19 protein-coding genes, 2 tRNA genes and 1 other RNA gene are annotated in these 19898 nt (G+C 67.1%); all 22 read left to right on the top strand.

What is annotated here, in order from left to right:
- Window positions 1-3 precede the first annotated feature (3 nt).
- The 22 genes from VGT00_08730 (at window position 4) to VGT00_08625 (ending at window position 18801) form a co-directional block, all read left to right on the top strand.
- A tRNA-Val gene (locus tag VGT00_08730) sits at window positions 4-78 on the top strand.
- 283 nt (window positions 79-361) lie between these two features.
- The gene (gene thrS / locus VGT00_08725) at window positions 362-2158 is read left to right on the top strand and encodes a threonine--tRNA ligase (GenBank protein HEV8531486.1); all 1797 of its coding nucleotides are present in this window, start codon (window positions 362-364) and stop codon (window positions 2156-2158) included.
- A 28-nt stretch (window positions 2159-2186) separates the two neighbouring features.
- Window positions 2187-2702, top strand: coding sequence for a translation initiation factor IF-3 (infC, locus tag VGT00_08720; protein ID HEV8531485.1), 516 nt, complete (start codon window positions 2187-2189; stop codon window positions 2700-2702).
- 117 nt (window positions 2703-2819) lie between these two features.
- Window positions 2820-3017 carry a 50S ribosomal protein L35 gene (rpmI, locus tag VGT00_08715; protein HEV8531484.1) on the top strand — a complete coding sequence of 66 codons (198 nt, stop codon included), beginning with the start codon at window positions 2820-2822 and terminating at the stop codon, window positions 3015-3017.
- A gap of 76 nt (window positions 3018-3093) precedes the next feature.
- Window positions 3094-3450, top strand: coding sequence for a 50S ribosomal protein L20 (gene rplT, locus VGT00_08710; protein ID HEV8531483.1), 357 nt, complete (start codon window positions 3094-3096; stop codon window positions 3448-3450).
- A 5-nt stretch (window positions 3451-3455) separates the two neighbouring features.
- Window positions 3456-4484: a phenylalanine--tRNA ligase subunit alpha gene (pheS, locus tag VGT00_08705; protein HEV8531482.1), complete on the top strand. Its 1029-nt coding sequence runs from the start codon at window positions 3456-3458 to the stop codon at window positions 4482-4484.
- 266 nt (window positions 4485-4750) lie between these two features.
- A complete protein-coding gene (pheT, locus tag VGT00_08700) occupies window positions 4751-7183 on the top strand; it encodes a phenylalanine--tRNA ligase subunit beta (protein ID HEV8531481.1) in 2433 nt (810 codons plus the stop codon).
- 14 nt (window positions 7184-7197) lie between these two features.
- Window positions 7198-7422: a hypothetical protein gene (locus VGT00_08695; GenBank protein HEV8531480.1), complete on the top strand. Its 225-nt coding sequence runs from the start codon at window positions 7198-7200 to the stop codon at window positions 7420-7422.
- Complete coding sequence (locus tag VGT00_08690) at window positions 7419-7715, top strand: cell division protein ZapA (GenBank protein HEV8531479.1); 297 nt, start codon at window positions 7419-7421, stop codon at window positions 7713-7715. Before VGT00_08695 ends, VGT00_08690 begins: the two co-directional genes overlap by 4 nt.
- Before the next feature lie 34 nt (window positions 7716-7749).
- Window positions 7750-7931, top strand: a non-coding RNA gene (gene ssrS, locus VGT00_08685) — 6S RNA.
- Between the two features lie 111 nt (window positions 7932-8042).
- Window positions 8043-9647, top strand: a complete 1605-nt coding sequence (rny, locus tag VGT00_08680) for a ribonuclease Y (GenBank protein HEV8531478.1) — start codon at window positions 8043-8045, stop codon at window positions 9645-9647.
- A gap of 98 nt (window positions 9648-9745) precedes the next feature.
- Window positions 9746-10540, top strand: coding sequence for a TIGR00282 family metallophosphoesterase (locus tag VGT00_08675; protein HEV8531477.1), 795 nt, complete (start codon window positions 9746-9748; stop codon window positions 10538-10540).
- A 5-nt stretch (window positions 10541-10545) separates the two neighbouring features.
- On the top strand, window positions 10546-11400 hold the full coding sequence (gene folD / locus VGT00_08670) for a bifunctional methylenetetrahydrofolate dehydrogenase/methenyltetrahydrofolate cyclohydrolase FolD (GenBank protein HEV8531476.1): 855 nt from the start codon (window positions 10546-10548) through the stop codon (window positions 11398-11400).
- Window positions 11397-11984, top strand: coding sequence for an endonuclease domain-containing protein (locus VGT00_08665; GenBank protein ID HEV8531475.1), 588 nt, complete (start codon window positions 11397-11399; stop codon window positions 11982-11984). The genes folD and VGT00_08665 overlap by 4 nt, the downstream gene beginning before the upstream one ends.
- A 7-nt stretch (window positions 11985-11991) precedes the next feature.
- Window positions 11992-13353: an exodeoxyribonuclease VII large subunit gene (xseA, locus tag VGT00_08660; GenBank protein HEV8531474.1), complete on the top strand. Its 1362-nt coding sequence runs from the start codon at window positions 11992-11994 to the stop codon at window positions 13351-13353.
- The gene (locus tag VGT00_08655; protein ID HEV8531473.1) at window positions 13334-13573 is read left to right on the top strand and encodes an exodeoxyribonuclease VII small subunit; all 240 of its coding nucleotides are present in this window, start codon (window positions 13334-13336) and stop codon (window positions 13571-13573) included. The genes xseA and VGT00_08655 overlap by 20 nt, the downstream gene beginning before the upstream one ends.
- A gap of 2 nt (window positions 13574-13575) precedes the next feature.
- Window positions 13576-14463, top strand: coding sequence for a farnesyl diphosphate synthase (locus VGT00_08650; protein HEV8531472.1), 888 nt, complete (start codon window positions 13576-13578; stop codon window positions 14461-14463).
- 196 nt (window positions 14464-14659) lie between these two features.
- Window positions 14660-15946 (top strand): phosphopyruvate hydratase, encoded by a 1287-nt coding sequence (eno, locus tag VGT00_08645; protein HEV8531471.1) that lies wholly within the window; start codon window positions 14660-14662, stop codon window positions 15944-15946.
- Window positions 15943-16260, top strand: coding sequence for a septum formation initiator family protein (locus tag VGT00_08640; GenBank protein HEV8531470.1), 318 nt, complete (start codon window positions 15943-15945; stop codon window positions 16258-16260). Before eno ends, VGT00_08640 begins: the two co-directional genes overlap by 4 nt.
- On the top strand, window positions 16257-17786 hold the full coding sequence (locus tag VGT00_08635) for a glycosyltransferase (protein HEV8531469.1): 1530 nt from the start codon (window positions 16257-16259) through the stop codon (window positions 17784-17786). Before VGT00_08640 ends, VGT00_08635 begins: the two co-directional genes overlap by 4 nt.
- 237 nt (window positions 17787-18023) lie before the next feature.
- Window positions 18024-18100 (top strand) — tRNA-Met (locus VGT00_08630).
- A gap of 443 nt (window positions 18101-18543) precedes the next feature.
- Window positions 18544-18801: a hypothetical protein gene (locus tag VGT00_08625; protein HEV8531468.1), complete on the top strand. Its 258-nt coding sequence runs from the start codon at window positions 18544-18546 to the stop codon at window positions 18799-18801.
- Window positions 18802-19898 lie beyond the last annotated feature (1097 nt).

The following is a 19898-nucleotide window of genomic DNA, read 5'->3' as shown; positions in this document are numbered from 1 at the left end:
TGTAGGCTCGTAGCTCAGGGGGAGAGCGCTACCTTGACACGGTAGAGGTCGGCGGTTCGATACCGCCCGAGCCTACCATTTTCTTTTTGCAACCATTTCGTTGAGGGGTGCCATCGAAGGTAACGGGACGCAGGGTGCGAGTGGGGGAGTGCGAAGCATCACTGGGCGCCATTCCCGTGATGCTTTTTTGTCTTTGACGTTCGAGCTGAGACGCGGCCCGCGGTTCGAGCTGAGCGGCGGACGTCGCGAGGCGAGGGCTGGGTGGATCCCGCAGGATCGGCGTGGCAGTTCGAGGTGAGCGCCGACGGCGCGAGCCGAGGGCTGGGTAGAATGCGAGTGCTGAATAAAACTGAGCAGGGACATGATCGATTCCGAGGAAGATAGGCATCTGAGGCTGGCCGGGGAGGCCGACTGCGCCCCCGAGCCGCTGCCCACGCTGCGCCACTCGACCGCGCATCTCATGGCACAGGCCGTGAGGCAGCTCTTCCCCGAGGTCAAGGTCGCCATCGGTCCCGCCATCGAGGACGGCTTCTACTACGATTTCTCCAGGCCCGCCCCCTTCACGCCCGAGGACCTCGAGCGCATCGAGACGCGGATGCGCGAGCTCGCCAAGCAGGACCAGCCCTTCGTCCGCGAGGAGATGCCGCGGGACAAGGCCATCTTGTTCTTCGAGGAGCGCCACGAGCCCTTCAAGGTGGAGATCCTGCGCGGCATCGAGGCGCCCACCGTCTCGTTGTACCGCCAGGGCGACTTCGTGGACCTCTGCCGCGGGCCGCACGTCGCCTCCACGGGCGCGATCAAGTTCTTCAAGCTCCTGTCCTCGTCCGGCGCCTACTGGCGCGGGAGCGAGAAGAACCCGATGCTCCAGCGCATCTACGGCACCGCCTGGCTCACCCAGAAGGATCTGGACCAGTACCTCTGGCGGCTCGAGGAGGCCAAGAAGCGCGATCACCGCAAGCTGGGGCGCGAGCTCGACCTCTTCGAGTTCCACGACGCGGCGCCGGGGGCGGCCTTCTGGCTGCCCGGCGGGATGATCCTCGTCCGCGAGCTGGAAAAGTTCGCGCGCGAGCATCTCGACGCGCGGGGCTACCAGGAGATCTCGACGCCGCTGCTCGTCAACAAGAAGCTCTGGGAGCAGTCGGGGCACTGGGAGCTCTACAGCGAGAACATGTTCAAGCTGGAGGTGGAGGACGAGACGTTCTGCCTCAAGCCCATGAACTGCCCCGAGTCGAGCTACGTCTATCGGCGCACGGTGCGCTCCTACCGCGATCTGCCCATTCGCTACTCGGAGATGGGGCGCTGCCACCGCAACGAGCGCTCCGGCACGCTCTCGGGTCTCGTCCGCGTCCGCCAGTTCACGCAAGACGACGCGCACATCTATCTCCGGCCGGACCAGGTCCAGGACGAGATCACGGCGCTCCTGCACCTTGTCGGAGAGTGGTACAAGACGTTCAACCTTGAGCCCTCGTTCAGGCTGGCCACGCGGCCCCCGCACAGCCTCGGGACGGACGAGCAATGGAATCAGGCGGAGCGGGCGCTCCACGAAGCCCTCAAGGCCAACGGGCTCGCCTACCAGCTCAAGCCGCAGGACGGCACGTTCTACGGTCCCAAGATCGACATCGACGTCCGGGACGTTCTCGGACGGCCGTGGCAGCTCGCCACTGTGCAGGTCGACCTGACCATGCTGCCCGAGCGCATGGAGTGCGAGTACATCGACTCTGACGGCCAGCCCAAGCGGCCGGTGGTCATCCACCGCGCCATCTTCGGCTCCTACGAGCGCTTCATCGCCATCCTGACCGAGCACTTCGGCGGCGCCTTTCCCACGTGGCTGGCCCCCGTGCAGGCCCGCGTCCTGCCCGTGAGCGAGAAGCACGCCGCGTATGCCGCGACCGTGCACGGGCGGCTCCGCCAGGCGGGGATCCGCGCGAGCCTCGACGACCGCAACGAGAAGCTGGGCTATCGGATCCGCGAGGCCCAGGTGCACAAGGTGCCGTACACGCTGGTGGTGGGCGAGCGCGAGGCGCAGCAGGGCACCGCGAGCCTTCGCCAGCGCGGGAGCGATCAGTCCGCGGTGCTGCCGATCGATCAGATCCTCCACGACATCGTCGCCGAGATCGGCAGCCGCTCCGCCACTCTCACCGTGGGCCGCTCAGGCTGAGCGCCGCCCGCAGCTAGGAGCCACGCCCATACAGTCCAAGGACATCCGGATCAACGAGGGCATTCGCGTGCGGGAAGTCCGCGTGGTCAGCGCGGACGGCGAGCAGCTGGGGATCCTGCCCATCGCGCAGGCCCTGGATCTGGCGCGGCAGCGGGAGATGGATCTCGTGGAGGTGGCGGCGGAGGCGGTGCCCCCGGTGTGCCGGATCATGGATTTCGGCAAGTACAAGTACATGCAGGCGCGCCGGCAGAAGGACGCGCGCAAGAAGCAGACGATCATCCAGGTGAAAGAGGTCAAGCTCGGGCCGAAGACCGACACGCACGACTTCGACTTCAAGGCCAAGCACGTGCGGCGCTTCCTGGAGGAAGGCAACAAGGCCAAGGTGACGGTGCGCTTCAAGGGCCGCGAGATGGCCCACACCGAGCTCGGCTGGAAGATGCTGAACAAGATGACGGAGATCATGTCGGACGTCGCGGTCATCGAGAACCATCCGCGGATGGAAGGGCGCATGCTCTCGATGATCCTGTCGCCCAAGCCGCACTAGGCGAGACCACCCCTGATTGATTCGGGTCTCGCCTCGCGGCTTGCGCCGTTCAGCTCGACCTGCGGCCCTCTCCCCTGAGAGGGGAGAGGGATATATAAGGAAGGAAGGCTCACCAACATGCCGAAGATGAAGACGAAGCGGGCGGCGGCCAAGCGGCTCAAGGCCACCGGCACCGGCAAGCTCATGCATCGGAGGGGATGGAAGCGCCACAAGCTCGAGGCCAAGGGCCCCAAGCGGAAGCGCAAGCTCCGCAAGCCGAGCATGATCTCGAAGGCGGACGAGCCAAGACTCAGACGGCTCGTCCCCTATCTTTAATTGAACCCCTCTCCCCCAGTGGGGGAGAGGGTAGGGTGAGGGGGTCGGGCCCCTCGAGACCAAAGGAGAATCACAGATGCCACGGGCAAAGGGCGGGTCCAAGACCCGCCAGCGCAGAAAGAAGATCCTGAAGCGCGCCAAGGGCTATTTCGGCGGGCGCCGCAAGCTCTACCGCACAGCCGCCGAGACGGTGCTCCGGGCCGGCGCCTTCGCCTACCGGGGACGCAAGCAGAAGAAGCGCCGGGCGCGCGCGCTCTGGATCATCCGCATCAACGCCGCCTGCCGGCAGGTGGGCCTGTCGTACTCGGTGTTCATGGCCGGACTCAAGAATGCCGGCATCATGCTCGACCGGAAGATCCTGGCCGAGCTCGCCGTCTCCGATCCGCCGGCCTTCGCGAAGCTGGCCGAGAAAGTCGCCGCGCAGCGGGGCTGAGAGCCTTGGCAGGGGACCCGCGGGTCCAGGAAATTCTCGATCGGGCCCTGGCGGACATCGCCGGGGCCCGATCCACGTCCGCCCTCGAGCAGGTGCGCGTGCGCGTGCTCGGTCGCTCGGGCGAGCTGACGGCGCTCCTGCGCGGGCTCGGCAAGGTGCCGGCCGCCGACCGCCCGCGCTTCGGCCAGGAGGTCAACCGCGCCAAGGAGCGGCTCGAGGCCGAGCTCGCGGCACGCCTCGTCGCCCTCAAGGCCGAAGAGCACCGCCAGGCCCTGCAGTCGCCACGGCTCGATCTGACCTTGCCGGGGCGGGCGATTCTCCCCGGCGCCATGCACCCGCTCATCCGCGTCGAGGACGAGATCATCGAGATCTTCGCGGGGCTTGGCTTCTCCGTCGCCGAGGGCCCGGAGGTCGAGACCGACTACTACAACTTCGCCGCCCTCAACTTCCCTGACGATCATCCTGCCCGCGACATGCAGGACACCTTCCACCTCTCCGCGGATACCTTGCTCCGCACCCATACCTCGCCGGTGCAGATCCGGACCATGAAGGCGCAGCCGCCGCCCGTGCGGTATATCTTCCCGGGCAAGACGTACCGTCGGGACGCCGACACCACGCACTCACCCATGTTTCATCAGGTGGAAGGCTTGGCCGTGGACACGAATATCTCCATGGGCGACCTCAAGGGCACCCTCGAGCACTTCGCGCGCGAGATGTTCGGTCCCGGCGCGAGCATCCGCTTCCGGCCGTCGTTCTTCCCGTTCACCGAGCCCTCGGCCGAGGCCGACGTGCGCTGCTTCGGCTGCGGCGGCTCCGGCTGCCGCCTCTGCAAGCAGTCGGGCTGGCTCGAGATCCTGGGCTCGGGCATGGTCCACCCGAACGTGCTGCGCAATGTCGGCTATGACCCCGAGCAGGTGACGGGCTGGGCCTTCGGGATGGGCGTGGAGCGCGTGGCCATGCTGAAGTACCGCATCGACGACATCCGGCTCTTCTTCGAGAACGACCTGCGCTTCCTGGGCCAGTTCGCGTCATGAAGATCTCCTATCGCTGGCTGCCTCTGCATTCCTCTCTCCCAGAGAGAGTGAGGGCAGTGTCGCTGCGTGGAGGGACAGCCCCCTCACCCTGCCCTCTCCCCCGCGACGGGGGCGAGGGATACAAGACATGCGTGCCCCCCTCTCTTTCAGAGGGCGAGCTCATCATTTTTCATCCCTCTCCCCCATTGGGGGAGAGGGCCGCCGTTCGAGCCGAGACGCCCGCCTCGGGCGACGAGGCGAGGGCTGAGTAGGGTGAGGGGGATCCCGTGAAGATCTCCTATCGCTGGCTGCTCGAGTTCGTGGAGACGGATCTGACCCCCGCCCAGATCGCCGACCGGCTGGTCAATGCCGGCATCGACGTCGCCTCCGTGTCCCCGCTCGTGGAGGGGCTCTCCGGCGTGGTGGTGGGCGAGATCGAGGCGATCGAGCGCGACCTCGGCGTCACCGCGGCCGGCCACCACATCCGCCTCTGCCGGGTCGCGGTGCCGGGCAAGACGTTCTCGGTGATCTGCGGCGCGCCGAATGCCGCGCCCGGCCTTCGCACGGCGTTCGCGCCGCCCGGGGCGACGCTTCCGGGCGGCCGTGCCGTCAAGGCGGCCAAGATCCGGGGCACGGTCTCCGAGGGTCTGCTCTGCTCCGAGCGAGAGCTCGGCATCGGCGACGACGAAGACGGCATTCTCGAGCTGGCCCCTGATGCCCCGCTCGGGGCCGCCCTCATCCAGTATCTCGGCCTCGACGACACCATCCTCGAGATCGAGATCACCCCGAACCGCCCCGACGCGCTGTCGATCGTGGGCATCGCGCGAGAAGTGGCGGCCTTGACGGGCGCGCCGTTCCGCTTTCACCAGGTCGCGGTGCGGGAAGGGGAGACCGAGGCGGCCTCGCGGGCCGCCGTGGAGATCCTCGACCCCGACCTCTGCCCGCGCTATGCCGCGCGCGTCGTCACCGGGCTCACCGTCAAGGCCTCGCCGCCCTGGCTGGCCCAGCGCCTCCGGGCGGTGGGCTTGCGTCCCATCAACAACCTCGTGGACGTGACCAACTATGTCCTCTGGGAGATGGGGCAGCCCCTCCACGCCTTCGACTACGACACCATCGCCCAGCACAAGATCGTGGTGCGGCGCGCGCGCCCCGGAGAGCGGCTGCGCACGCTCGACGGCCAGGAGCGAGCGCTCTCTGCCGACATGCTCATGATCTGCGACCCCGAGCGGCCCGTAGCGGTGGGCGGCGTCATGGGCGGGGGCGCCACGGAAGTGACGCCGAGCACGACCACGGTGCTGCTCGAGGCCGCCTACTTCAATCCCGGCTCCGTCCGCCGGACCTCGCGCGCCCTGGGACTTCACACCGATGCCGCCTATCGCTTCGAGCGCGGCGCGGACATCGAGGGCCTCCGCGAGGCCCTCGACCGCGCCACCCAGCTCATGGCCGATCTCGGCGGCGGCACCGTGGCCAAGGGTGTGGTGGATGTCTATCCGAGCCCCCGGCCCCGCCCGCGCATCAGTCTTCGCCGCGCGCGCATCGAGCGGCTCATCGGCACCTGCCCGCCCCAGGAGGAGATCGTCCGCATCCTCCAGGCCCTGGGCTTCGCGGTGGACGATTCGGGCCTGGCCCTCGAGGTGGTGGTGCCGAGCTTCCGTCGCGATATCGATCAGGAAGATGACCTGGTCGAGGAAGTCATCCGCGTCTGGGGCTATGACAAGATCCCCTCCACGCTGCCCCGGGGCGGTCAGCTCCGGCCCGTCTCCCACCCGCCCGAGCTTCGAATCACCCGCGCCGTCACCCGGGCGCTCACCGACGCGGGGCTGTCGCAGGCCATCACCTACGCCTTCGTGGATCCGGGCCGGCTCAAGGCCATGGGCTGGGACGCTCCGGAGGTCCTGATCACGCTGCAGAACCCGATCTCCATCGAGCGGTCCGTGCTGCGGCCTTCCTTGGCCCCCGGGCTGCTCGAGGTCGTCGCCCTCAATGCCAGCCACCAGATCCCCGACGTGCGCGCCTTCGAGATCGGCCATATCTTCGCGCCCCACCGCGAGGAAGATGGCGATCGGCCCGCGCACGAAGAGCTCTGGCTCGGGGTGGTCATGACGGGGCAGCGCGCTCCGCGCCTATGGCATGCGTCGCGGGAGCGCGCGGACGTCTACGACATCAAGGGCGCCGCGGAGCTCGTCCTCCACGCGGCCGGGGCCAAGCCGGTCGAGGTGGCGTCGTATGAGCCGGGTCAGGGTCCGCGCTATCTCGAGCAGGGTCGGGGCGCGGCGCTGATGGCGGGCGGCCGCGAGGTCGGCCGGCTCGGCGAGGTCGCCCTCTCCGTCCGCGAGGCTTTCGACCTGCCCGCTCCGGTCTTCCTGGCCGAGCTTTCGTTGACGGCGCTCCTGGCCCTGCCCCGGGAGGCGATCCAGTATCAGCCGTTGCCGCGCTTTCCCGCCGTTCAGCGCGACCTCGCCCTCGTGGTGCCCAGCGAGGTGTTGGCCGGCGAGATCGAGGCGGCCATTCGCGGGATGAAGCTGCCGCTGCTCCGGCAGCTCACGCTCTTCGATGTCTACGAGGGCGAGCAGATCGGCGCCGGCCGGCGGAGTCTGGCCTGGAGCCTGACCTATCAAGCTCCGGACCGGACGCTCACCGACCGGGAGGTCAATGACGTTCACGCCAGGATCGTCGCCGAGATCGGCCGCCGTTTCCGGGCCGAGGTGAGAGGAGCTTGAATGAGGGGAGCTCAATGCCCGAGCAGACGCTGAGCGATCGGCTGGAGGAGCTCGAGAAGGCGGTACGCCGGGCCACCGAGGTGATCGCCATGCTGCGACGCGAGCGCGATCAGCTCCAGGCCCGGCTCGGGGCGGGCGAGAGCGATCGCGCCGAGCTCAGCCGGCTTCGCCAGGAGCGCAAGGACGTGCTCTCGCAGGTCAACGCCATGCTCAAGGAAATGGAGAAGCTCCAGCTATGAGCGAGGCCCATCGGGTCGAGGTCGAGATTCTCGGACAGAAGTACACCATCCGCAGCGAGGCGGACCCGAAGTATGTCCGTGACCTGGCCGCCTATGTGGAGCAGCGTGCGAAGAGCACTGAGGGCCAGGTGCGGGGGCAGGACCCCGTCAAAGCCCTGGCCCTGGCCGCGCTCTACATCGCCGACGAGCTCTTTCGTGCCCGGGAGGAGCTGGCCGGCTACGAGGGCGATGTGCCCAAGCGCATCGGGGCCATGATCAGCGTCCTGGAGGCCATCGCACCGCGTCAGACCTAAACTTGACTGAGGGCCCCGCCGGATGTAGACAGGAGGGGCCCTGCGCTGTTTGTGATGTCGGGGGGAAGTTTCAACCTCGATACACAAGAGGACGCCGCTCAAGAGGGTGGTGCGCATGCCCCTCCTTGGAGGGGAAGCCTGAAGCCCTCCATTTTGGCGCCCACCTGGCTTGCCAGGTTCGAAACACCGTCGGCACACGGCAGAGGCGGGGCGCCTCCTTCGTTGACTTTGCCACTCCGAAGCGCCTATACTTTCAGCGGTTTTTTGTTCTCTGGGCGCATCCGAACTGTCTGATCGGTCCGGGGCTTTCCCGGTTTGGAGATAGCGATGGACGTCAAGCTGGTCCTGGTTCTCCTCCCTCTCGTCGCGGTCCTGGCTGTCTTCGTCGGCTACATGAGCCACAAGCTTTCCGTCACCCGCTCGCTGGGAGATGCCGAGACCCGCGCCAAGCGGATCGTGGGCGACGCCCAGCGCGTGGTGGAGCAGGCGCGGGTCGACGCCGAGGCCAAGCTGCGCGAGGCCGAGTCGCGCGTGCGGGCCGCCGACCTCGAGGCCAAGGAGATGGCCCTCAAGATGCGCGGGGAGCTCGAGCAGGAGACGCGCACCCGCCAGAAGGAGATCCAGGAGGTCGAGCGGCGGGTGCTCCAGCAGGAGGAGCAGCTGGCCCGCCGCCTCGATCAGCTCGACCGGCGGGAAAGCGATCTGCAGTCCCGCGACCGCGGGCTGGCCGAGCGGGACAAGGTGATGGCCGCCTCCGAGGCCCGGCTGAGCTCGGCGCTGGACGAGCAGCGCCGCAAGCTCGAAGGCATCGCGGGACTCACGGCGGAAGAGGCCAAGCGGCAGCTCATGGCCCAGGTCGAGGTCGAGTCTCGCCGGGAGGCCCAGCTCCTGGGCATGAAGCTGGAGGAGGAGGCCAAGGAGACCGCGCAGGCCAAGGCCAAGGAAGTGCTGGCCACCACCATCCAGCGCCTGGCCCCCGACTACACCGTCGAGACGGCCGTGTCCATCGTGGACCTGCCCTCGGACGACATGAAGGGGCGCATCATCGGGCGCGAGGGGCGGAACATCCGCGCCCTCGAGCTGCATACGGGCGTGGACCTGATCGTGGACGACACCCCGGAGGCCGTCCTCATCTCGGCCTATGACCCCTACCGGCGGGAGATCGCGCGGCTGGCCCTGCAGAAGCTGATCGCCGACGGGCGCATTCACCCCGCGCGCATCGAGGAGGTCGTCGAGAAGGTCAAGAAGGACATGGAGGAGCACCTCAAGGAGGAGGGCGACAAGGCCTGCTTCGAGGTGGGCGTACATGGCCTGCATCCCGAGCTGGTCAAGCTCGTGGGCCGCATGAAGTACCGGACGTCCTATGGCCAGAACTGCCTCCAGCATTCCAAGGAAGTGGCGTGGCTGGCCGGCATGATGGCGGCCGAGATCAAGGCCGACGTCAAGCTCGCCAAGCGCATGGGGCTGCTCCACGACATCGGCAAGGCCCTCACCCACGAGCAGGAAGGCAGCCACCCGGAGCTCTCGCTGCAGGTGCTGACCAAGTACGGGGAATCGCCGCAGATCATCAACGCCGCCCTCTGCGGCCACGAGAACGTGGAGCCCGAGACCATCGAAGCCGTGCTGACCGAGGCGGCCGACGGCATCTCGGCGGCCCGGCCCGGGGCCCGGCGCGACGTCCTCGAGAGCTACATCAAGCGGCTGGCCAAGCTCGAGGAGATCGCCATGTCCTACAAGGGCGTGGAGATGTGCTACGCGATCCAGGCGGGCCGCGAGCTCCGCATCATGACCAAGTCCGAGCAGATCTCCGACCTCGACGCGCATCAGCTCGCCAAGGACATCTCCAAGCGCATCGAAGCCGAGATGCAGTACCCGGGGCACATCAAGGTGATCGTGATCCGCGAGACGCGCGCGGTGGAAGTGGCCAAGTGACGAGCCGGCAACTCTTGGTCATTCTCGGGGCAGCGATGATCAATGCGGTGGGGGGGTCTGGGGGAGGAGCGGCGCCGCTCCCCCCCAGAACCAATTAAATGCCCAAGCCGCTCACGATTCTCTGCGTCGGCGATGTCTTTGGTGAGCCCGGGCGCCGGGCCGTTCAGATTTTGCTGCCGCGGCTGCGCAAGCAGTACGAGGTGGATCTCGCCATCGTCAATGTCGAGAACTCGGCCGCGGGCTTCGGGGTCACCCCCCAGATGGCGCGCGCCTTCCTCGAGCAGGGCGTGGACGTGATGACCTCCGGCAACCACATCTGGGACAAGAAGGAGATCGTCGAACACATCGCCAAGGAGAACCTCCTTCTGCGCCCGGCCAACTTTCCCGTGGGGACGCCCGGCACCGGCTATGTCACCGTGAAGGCCGGCCCCCACAAGGTGGCGGTGCTCAACCTCATGGGCCGAGTGTTCATGCTGCCCATCGACTGCCCCTTCCGGAAGGCCGACGAGATTCTGCCCGAGCTTCGCAAGGACACCCCCATCATCATCGTGGACATGCACGCCGAGGCCACCAGCGAGTCGCAGGCCATGGGCTGGCATCTCGACGGGCGCGTGAGCGCCGTCGTCGGCACTCACCGCCATGTCCAGACGGCGGACGAGCGCGTGCTGCCGCAGGGCACGGCGTACATCACCGACCTCGGCATGACGGGTCCCACCGACTCCGTCATCGGCGTGGACAAGGACATCGCTCTCGAGCGCTTCATCACGCAGATGCCGAACCGCTTCGAGCCCGCCAAGGGCCCGGTGGCGCTCCACGGCGCCTTGCTCAAAGTCGACGCCGAGACGGGCCGAGGGCTCTCGATCGAGCGGTTGCGCGTCCCCCTTTCCGACTGAGCGCGGTGCAGATCCTCCAGGGTAGGCCGGTCGCAGACAAGGTGCTGGCCGAGGTCAAGGCCGGCGTGGCCGCCCTCAAGCAGAGAACCGGCGTGGAGCCCGCGCTGGCCGTCATCCTCGTCGGCGAGGATCCCGCCTCCCAGATCTATGTCCGCAACAAGAAGCGCGCGGCCGACGAGGTGGGCATCGCCTCGCGCGATTTCCTCTTCCCCCAGGGCTGCACCCAGGCGGAGCTGCTCGAGACGATCAGGCGGATCAATGCGGATGCCACGCTCCACGGCATCCTGCTCCAGCTGCCGTTGCCCAAGGGCATGGACGAGGACCAGGCCGTGGCCGCCATCGCACCCCAGAAGGATGCCGACGGCCTCCACCCGATGAGCCTGGGCAATCTTCTCGCTGGCAAGCCCACCGCCGTCCCGTGCACGCCGGCCGGATGCATCGAGATCCTCGATCACTACGGGATCCCCATCGAGGGCGCGGAAGCCGTCATGGTCGGGCGCTCGCGCCTGGTCGGCAAGCCGCTGGCCCAGCTCCTTCTCGCGCGCCACGCCACCGTGACCATGTGCCACACGCGCACACGGGATCTCGCGGCGCACTGCCGGCGCGCGGACATCCTCTGCGTGGCCGCGGGGAAGCCCCGCGTGATCACGGGCGACATGATCAAGGAAGGCGCCGTGATCATCGACGTCGGCGTCAACCGGCTCGAGACGGGCAAGCTTGCCGGCGACGTGGATTTCGAATCCGCCTCCCAGCGTGCTCGCGCCATCACCCCCGTGCCCGGCGGCGTGGGCCCCATGACCATCGCCATGCTCATGAAGAACACGCTCCTCGTGGCCACCCGCCAGCTCGGTGCCGCATGAGCTACTTGACGGCCCCTCACCCTGCCCTCTCCCCTAAGGGGAGAGGGATACAAAACAAATCTGATGTTCTGGCTATTCTTGAATCCCTCTCCCCCATCGGGGGAGAGGGCAGGGTGAGGGGGCAAGTCTGCGAGCGCCCCAGGAAGTACGCGCGAGACCTTCGTCAATCACAAACGGATGCAGAGAGGAAACTGTGGTGGCGCCTGCGTGACAGGAGGCTGACGGAGTTCAAGTTCCGACGACAGCATCCGATTGGTCCGTTCGTCGCAGACTTCTGCTGCACTGAAGCCAAACTCGTCATCGAGCTCGACGGCGGCCAGCACACCCTTCAGCGGAGTTCTGATCCAGCCCGGACCGAGTTTCTAGAAGCTCATGGCTACCGAGTGCTGCGATTCTGGGACAACGAGATCCTCACGAACATTGATGGCGTTCTTCAGCGAATAGCTCTCGCTCTGCATGCGAATCACCGCCCCTCACCCTGCCCTCTCCCCAGAGGGGAGAGGGATCTTGAAGTGCCACCTACCTCCAGTGAGGGGTCTCCTCCAATGAATCCCTCTCCCCCATCGGGGGAGAGGGTAGGGTGAGGGGGCGATGAGCGAGGCCGAGCGGAGGGTCTACACGGTTTCGGAGCTGACGGCGGGGATCAAGGGGACGCTGGAGGGAGCGTTTCCCGCGGTGTGGGTGGAGGGGGAGATCTCGAATCTGCGGGTGCCGTCGTCGGGGCATGCGTACTTCACGCTGAAGGACGAAGGCGCGCAGCTCTCCGCGGTGCTGTTCAGGGGGCGCGGCCGGCGCGTGCGCTTCGAGCCGGAGGACGGCATGCACGTGCTGGCCTTCGGCGGCCTCGATGTGTACGCCGCCCGTGGGCAATACCAGCTGGTAGTCGAGCTCATGGAGCCCCAGGGTCTGGGCGCGCTCCAGCTCGCCTTCGAGCAGCTCAAGCGCAAGCTCGAGGCCGAAGGCCTCTTCGACGAAGGTCGCAAGCGCAAGCTCCCCGTCTACCCGCGCGTGATCGGCATCGTCACCTCGCCCACGGGGGCGGCCATCCGCGACATGCTGAACATCATCGGCCGCCGCTTCGGCGACCTCCACATCCTGATCGCCCCCGTCCGCGTGCAGGGCGATGGCGCCCCCGTCGAGATCGTGCAGGCACTCGTCAATCTCCAGGAGATGGCGGAGCTGGACGTCATCGTGGTGGGACGCGGCGGCGGCTCCATCGAGGATCTCTGGGCCTTCAACGACGAGGCGGTGGCCCGGGCCATCGTGGCCTGCCGGGTGCCCGTGATCTCGGCCGTGGGTCACGAGACGGACTTCACCATTGCCGACTTCGTGGCCGATCTGCGCGCGCCGACACCGTCCGGCGCCGCCGAGCTGGTGGTGCGCGAGAAGCTCGCGGTGATCGAGCGCCTCGTGGATCTGTACGCTCGGCTCAAGCAGGCCGTGGTCGCGGACGTGGCAGCCCAGCGCGAGCGCCTCGAGTTCCTGGCGCGGCGGCGGGTCTTGACCGATCCCGCCCGCGCCCTGCGCGATCTCTACCGCCGTCTGGATGACCTGCAGGGGAGGCTCCGGCTCGGGCTGCGCGCGGGCCAGCGACAGGTGCGGCATCGTCTGGCCCTCCTCACCCAGGCCCTGAGCGCGAAGAACCCCGCGGCGAGAATCGCCGCCGACACGGCGCTGCTCGGCCAGCTCCGCGGGCGCCTGGTCTCCGCGGCGGCTCACGGCGTCAAAGCCTCGCGCGCCCGCTTCGCCACGTCGGTGGGCCGCCTCGAGAGCCTCTCGCCCCTCGCCGTCCTCTCGCGAGGCTATAGCGTGACGCGCCTGCCCTCGGGCGCTCTCGTTCGCTCGGCCGCGCAGGCGCGATCCGGTGACCTGCTCGAGATTCTGCTGCACCAGGGCGCGCTCGGCGCGCGCGTCACGGAGGTCCGGGAACGGGATGAGCGACATCAAGTTTGAGGACGCGCTCCAGCGCCTCGAGGAGATCGTGGACCGCCTGGAGACGGGCGAGCTGCTCCTCGAAGACTCCCTCAAGGTCTTCGAGGAAGGCGTGGCCCTGGCCCGCCGCTGCTCCAAGTATCTCGAGGAGGCCGAGAAGCGCATCGAGCTCCTGACCAAGGACGAGGCCGGCCTGCTCAAGACCGAGCCCTTCGAGTGGGACAAAGAGGAGCAGGGATGAGCCTGGACGTGCAGAGCTACATGGCCGAGCGAGCCCGCGCCGTGGACGCCGCCCTCGCCCGCTACCTGCCGTCGGAATCCGATCCGCCCGAAACGCTCCACAAGGCCATGCGCTACAGCGTCTTCGCGGGGGGCAAGCGCCTCCGTCCGGTCTTCGTCATCGCCGGTGCGGAGGCGGTGGGCGGCCGGATGGACACGGTCATGGAGACGGCCTGCGCGGTGGAGATGATTCACACGTATTCCCTCATCCACGACGATCTGCCCGCCATGGACAACGACGACTTCCGCCGCGGCGTGCCCACCAACCACAAGGTCTTCGGCGAGGCCATCGCCATCCTGGCCGGCGACGCGCTACTCACCCTGGCCTTCCGGCTGCTCGCCGACAACTTCGCCGCCGGCTCCGATGCCCACGCGCTCCGCAATGTCCTGATCGAGGTCGGCGATGCCGCGGGCAGCGGGGGCATGGTGGGCGGGCAGGTGGCCGACATCGAGTCCGAGGGCAAGCGCGTGGGCGCCGAGACCGTTGACTATATTCACACCCACAAGACGGCGGCCCTCATCCGTGCCTCGATCCGCGCGGGCGCCATGCTGGCGGGTGCGACGCTGTCCCAGCTCGTGGCCCTGGGGCAGGCCGGCGGCAACCTCGGCCTCGCCTTTCAGATCACGGACGATATCCTGGATGTGACGGCAACGAGCGAGGAGCTGGGCAAGACGGCGGGCAAGGATCAGGCGCAGCAAAAGGCGACTTATCCCGCCGTGCACGGCCTCGAGGTGTCGAGGATCCATGCCAAAGCCCTCGTGAGCGAGGCGCACGCGGCGCTCCAGTCATTCGGCCCTCGCGCCGAGCCCCTGCGCGCCCTCGGCACCTTCATCGTCGAGCGGAAGGCCTGATGCGCATGATGCGCGACGGAACTGTCCACCCTCACCCCGACCCTCTCCCTCCAGAGGGAGAGGGAGTAATTCCGAATCCCTCGCCCCCGGAGGGGGATCAGGGAGTTCTTGTCATCCCTCTCCCCCATCGGGGGAGAGGGCAGGGTGAGGGGGCAAACGATGCCAAACATGTGTTCATGAAGCGGAAGGCCTGAGCGTGTCCGAGATCCGCACGGTGCATGCCCGCGAGATCCTCGACTCGCGCGGCAACCCGACCATCGAGGTCGACGTCTGGCTCGACTCGGGCGCCTTCGGGCGCGGGATGGTGCCCTCGGGCGCCTCCACGGGCAAGCGCGAGGCCGTGGAGCTGCGCGACGACGATGCCGCGCGCTATGGCGGCAAGGGCGTGCGCCAGGCCGTGCACAACGTGGTCGAGACCATCGCGCCGGAGATCGAGGGCCTGGAGGCGACGGAGCAGAGCGCGGTCGACCAGGCCCTGCTCGAGCTCGACGGCACGCCCAACAAGTCAGGCCTGGGCGCCAATGCACTCCTCGGCGTCTCGCTGGCGGTGGCGCGCGCCGCCTCGGATGAATGCGGCCTGCCCCTCTATCAATACCTGGGTGGCCCCGGCGCGCGCATCCTCCCCGTGCCGCTCATGAACGTGCTGAACGGTGGCGCGCACGCGGACAATGGCCTCGACGTTCAAGAATTCATGATCGTGCCCGCGGGCGCCGGCTCCTTCGCCGAGGCGCTCCGCATGGGCGCCGAGACCTTTCACATGCTCAAGAAGCTCCTGAAGGACAAGGGGCTCTCGACGGGCGTGGGCGACGAGGGCGGCTTCGCGCCCGTCCTGCCGGGCAACGAGGCGGCCCTCGACTTCGTGCTGCACGCCATCGAGCGCGCGGGCTATCGGCCGGGGGAGGATATCTTCCTCGCCATGGACCCGGCGGCCAGCGAGTTCGGCGAGCACGGGCGCTACCATTTCAAGGCCGATCGTGTGGAGCGCTCGAGCGAGGAGATGATCGCCTGGTACGAGTCGCTCCTCGGCCGCTATCCGATCTGCTCCATCGAGGACGGACTCGGGGAAGACGACCGCGAGGGCTGGCAGGCGCTGACCAAGCGACTGGGCGCGCGGGTGCAGCTCGTGGGCGATGATCTCTTCGTCACCAACCCGGCGATCTTGCAAGAAGGCATTCGCCGCGGCATGGCCAACGCCGTCCTCGTCAAGGTCAACCAGATCGGCACGCTGACGGAGACGCTGGAAGCCATCGAGCTGGCCAAGCGCGCGGGCTGGGGCACCGTCATCTCCCATCGCTCCGGCGAGACGGAGGATTCCTTCATCGCCGACCTCGCCGTGGCCGTCAATGCCGGGCAGATCAAGACGGGCTCGCTCGCGCGAGGCGAGCGCACCGCGAAATACAATCAGCTCCTGCGCATCGAGGAGGAGCTGGGCCCGGCCGCCGTCTGGCCCGGACGGGCCGCCTTCGGGAATCTCGAGCGTTGAGCCTCCGCTCGCTGCGCCTGCTGCGCACCGCCGTCCTTGCCGTCGTGGCGCTGTCCCTCGCGGGCTTTGGCGGCCAGAGCCTGAATCGCGTCTGGCGCCTCATGCAGGAGGTCGACAGCCTGGAGCGCGAGGTGGCCGTGCTGCGCGTGGAGACCAGCCGTCTCACCGCCGAGGTCGATCGCCTCCGCAGCGATCCGGAATTCATCGAGCAGATGGCGCGCGAGCGGCTCGGCCTCGTCAAGCCCGGCGATCGTGTCTACAAGCTGCCGCCGACCCCGGGCCCGGCGGGCGCCGCGGGGCAGGGAAGCCGATGACGGCCGTGGATTACCTGCTGCCGATCCTCTTTGTCATCACCCTCTTTCTCAATATCCGCGCCTCGTTCAAGCTGGCCCTCGACTGGCGCGGCATGCTGATCACCGTCCGCTTCGTGCGCGAGGCCTACGCGCGGCTGGCCGGGCTGCCGAGCGAGGACGCTCTCGAACGCGACGCGCGGGCGCCCGTCTTCCTGCACCTCGTGCCCGCCTATCAGGAGCCCGACATCGCGGGCACGTTGCGCTCGCTCTGCGCCTCGCGCTATCCGCACGCGAACCTGCACGTGGTGGTCGTGACCAAGGAGGAGGAGGAGCGCGCCCCGCACCCGGCCATGGGCGTGAGCACGGGCGAGCTCGTGCGCCGGTTCCGCGAGACGCTGCCGCCCTATCAGCAGAAGCGCCTCTGGCACCTGGCCATGCCCGGGCCCGGCCGCAAGGCCCATCAGCTCAACTGGGCGCTGCGCCGCGAGGCTCTGCACGAGATCCTGGGCGAGGCCTACGATCCCGCGCGGGTCTTCGTCGGAGTCAGCGATGCCGACTCCATCCCCGATCCGGACACGTACCGCTGGATCGCCGCGCGCGAGCTCGGCGGGGAGGGTAGCCTCGCCTATCAGGGCATCACGCTGTCCCTCGGCAACTACGACCGGCTCGACATCCGCGGGAAGATCTGCGCCATCCAGCAGTCCTCCATCTTCATCCGCGTGTCCATCGCGCGCCTCATCAACGAGGTCAAGCGTGTGCGGATGATCGACGGTCTCTGCGCGCGCTTCCCCCGCCTGGGCCGCCTCGTGCGCCCGCCCTTCGAGCTCTGCTTCCGCCGCTCGCAGATCTGCCTCGGCCACAACCAGTTCGTGCGCCTGGACGTCATGCAGTCCCTCGGCGGCTTCCCCGCCGCGGGGGCTACGGAAGACTCCACGCTGGGCTACGCGCTGGGGGCGCGCGGCATCCTGATCCAGGCCGTGCCCATGGTGGAGCTGACCGATCTGCCGGAGACGCCCGAGAACATGGTGCGCCAGAACGCGCGCTGGTACCTGGGCGTGCTCGACGATATCCCGTTCCTGCGCCGCACGTGGCGCGGGCGCCCCTCCGCCTACAACTTCGCCCAGCTCGTGCGCCACATCGGCAACAAGGTGATCGAGTGGCCCATCGCCGCCGTGGTCTATCCCGTGACGGGCTATCTGGGCTGGTGGCTCGCCTACATGTACCGTGGCCGCCACCCGTGGCTCTTCTACCTGGCGACGGGCGCGCCGACGGCCTCGCTGCTCTTGACGGTCTGGGTGGGCGGCATCATGACCCAGAACCTCGTCGAGGCCTTCCGCCCCTATCTCCCGCGCGCCACGGATCTGCGGCGCAAGAGCCTCAAGGAGAAGTTCCTCGGCACCTTCCGCTGCCAGACCTATTGGCTGCTGGCCACCCGCGGGGCCTGGCGCGTGCTCTGGAGCCTGGCCAGGACTGGCCGCTACGAAGCGGGCAAGACCGACCGCGTGAGCCGCAGCGCTCGGCGCGCCCTCCCCACCCCCGGCGGCTAATTTTGTATCCCTCTCCCTTCAGGAGAGACCACCCAATGCATCTCTCTCCCCTCTGGGGAGAGGGCAGGGTGAGGGGCCGGCCTTGGCAGCGCGAGCAGAGTTCCAGGAGAGAGTGAACAATCTCCCTTCCCCTCCGGGACAGCCCTCAAAATATCCCTCTCCCCTCTGGGGAGAGGGCAGGGTGAGGGGCCGGTGGTTGACACGCCAGGATGCCTCCATTACAGTGTAATTCGTCACCGCGGGGTGGAGCAGCCCGGTAGCTCGTTGGGCTCATAACCCAAAGGTCGTCGGTTCAAATCCGACCCCCGCAACCACTAAGTAGTGAAAACCAAAGGGGCCGACTCGATCGGCCCCTTTGGCGTCTGCAAGCAACTATGAAGCTTTTCGACTGTCACCTCCGGAGACGACAGCCTGCCGACTGATTCCCGAGCTCGAAATCTGGCCCAACGAGACTGTTTGCGACCTGAGATCCGCACTCTTTGCGCGCTGTCCTTTTCATAGCGTATTCATCGGCTCGTGAAAAGTGCGAAGCTGACGATGGTTTAGGGTGGCGCCTTGGGTTACAGGCGCTTTGGGTTACAGACCCACGGGTCGCTGACCAGCGAGGCGGCGAGCGCGAGATCAGGGTGCAGGGCGCCAACTGCCCAATCTCAAGATGGAATGCTTGCTGTCATCCTCACGCGTCGCCGATTCCTGTCCAAGGGGCACGCACGCCGGGATGGTGCAGGGTGGTGCACAATGGTGTAGGATAGCCGACATGGCTGACACAGAAAGATCGGTCCGTCAAAGCGTGTCAATTCCGAGTGGTATCGCCAGGCGTGTGCGGGCTCTGGCCAAGACGAGGAAGACCAGCGCCAATCGCGTGCTCGTAGATTTGATTGAGGCCGGGCTTCAATCCAAAGAAGCCGAGAAGGAACGTTTCTTCTTGCTCGTGAATCGACTGACTGAATCTTCGAACTCTGCCGAGCGGCAGCGACTAAAGGAAGAACTTGCGCGGATGACCTTCGGTGATTGATGCGAAGATTCGGTGGACCAATCTTCCGCCGAGTCTCCGTCAGCACCTCTTCGATCGGGTTGCGGATCACCACATTCCGGCTGAAGACCTTATAGGCTGAAGCTATGGCGCGAATCTGAGCCGGAGGGAGACGCCCGATGGCGCTTGGTACAAAGACTTCGGATCGTTCAAGATCTGTGGCGAAGGTGAATTTCCCAAGACCTTCCTACTGAAAGGGCAAGTGGCAAAAGGGAAGTCACTGTAAACGGACGATTGATCCTCTCAATCCGTCGGATTGCGTCCACGAGCGGCTCGAGGCTGTCGCCGGCAACGCCGTAGACGCGCGCGACGCCGTCCAGAAGTCTTCGATGAAGTCGGAAGGTGGTGAAGCAAGAGTGCAAGATCGATACAGCATTCCTTCAAGCTTAGGCCCACGATGCTCGCATGACGGCGGGAGATTGCACTCCATGTTATCGCAGATCGAAAACGATCTGCGATGCATAGGCGAGGTGCCCTGAGCCGCAGAATCGACGGTCAACCACGGCTCATGCTATTCGGCGGGTGCTCTGCGGTCATGCCCGACCGAGATTCGGCGAGCTGACTCGTAAGCTTCCCGCCCCAATCGCGAATGAGAGGGACACTCGGGTGAGGTGAGCCTTGTACCTCTATCGAGACGCTTTCATCTCTTGCGTGATGCCGTCGAGGGATCCCTCGCGACGAGGCTACGTCCTCGCTACCACCCGCGACCGGGTCGGCGCAAGTAGGGCAACACGCTCATTTAGGACAAGTGCTCGTGGGCATGTCGTCGGGCCTGGGTCTCCAGCCCCACGAGACGCTGATCCAGAAATACCTGAGCCTGCGCCTCAAGGACTCTTATCAAGGAGAAGGGGCTCTACAAGAACGCCGCTCGCATCTTCGGGCTGGAATGAGGCCGATGCCGGGACCCGGTGATGCACGCGACTCGCATCGTGTGGACGGCGCGGATGGGCTTGATTGGCCGATTGCTATGGGTCTTCTTGACGGCCACAGGTGCGACAATGGAGTGGACCCTTCCGCGCCGTCTTCGACCAAAGGGAAGGGTGGGGGTGACACGATGCTCAAGCTAGAAGTGAAGACGC

The sequence above is a fragment of the Candidatus Methylomirabilota bacterium genome, from assembly GCA_036002485.1.
GTDB lineage: Bacteria > Methylomirabilota > Methylomirabilia > Rokubacteriales > CSP1-6 > AR37.
Note: the sequence above shows the minus strand (reverse complement) of the source record. Positions and strands in the feature narration are given on the sequence as shown.

Bases quoted from the DNA above. Each gene is read 5' to 3' on its own strand.
- thrS (HEV8531486.1), top strand. From the start codon at position 362: ATGATCGATTCCGAGGAAGATAGGCATCTGAGGCTGGCCGGGGAGGCC.
- rpmI (HEV8531484.1), top strand. From the start codon at position 2,820: ATGCCGAAGATGAAGACGAAGCGGGCGGCGGCCAAGCGGCTCAAGGCC.
- rplT (HEV8531483.1), top strand. From the start codon at position 3,094: ATGCCACGGGCAAAGGGCGGGTCCAAGACCCGCCAGCGCAGAAAGAAG.
- VGT00_08695 (HEV8531480.1), top strand. From the start codon at position 7,198: ATGCCCGAGCAGACGCTGAGCGATCGGCTGGAGGAGCTCGAGAAGGCG.
- VGT00_08690 (HEV8531479.1), top strand. From the start codon at position 7,419: ATGAGCGAGGCCCATCGGGTCGAGGTCGAGATTCTCGGACAGAAGTAC.
- rny (HEV8531478.1), top strand. From the start codon at position 8,043: ATGGACGTCAAGCTGGTCCTGGTTCTCCTCCCTCTCGTCGCGGTCCTG.
- VGT00_08675 (HEV8531477.1), top strand. From the start codon at position 9,746: ATGCCCAAGCCGCTCACGATTCTCTGCGTCGGCGATGTCTTTGGTGAG.
- VGT00_08665 (HEV8531475.1), top strand. From the start codon at position 11,397: ATGAGCTACTTGACGGCCCCTCACCCTGCCCTCTCCCCTAAGGGGAGA.
- xseA (HEV8531474.1), top strand. From the start codon at position 11,992: ATGAGCGAGGCCGAGCGGAGGGTCTACACGGTTTCGGAGCTGACGGCG.
- VGT00_08655 (HEV8531473.1), top strand. From the start codon at position 13,334: ATGAGCGACATCAAGTTTGAGGACGCGCTCCAGCGCCTCGAGGAGATC.
- VGT00_08635 (HEV8531469.1), top strand. From the start codon at position 16,257: ATGACGGCCGTGGATTACCTGCTGCCGATCCTCTTTGTCATCACCCTC.
- VGT00_08625 (HEV8531468.1), top strand. From the start codon at position 18,544: ATGGCTGACACAGAAAGATCGGTCCGTCAAAGCGTGTCAATTCCGAGT.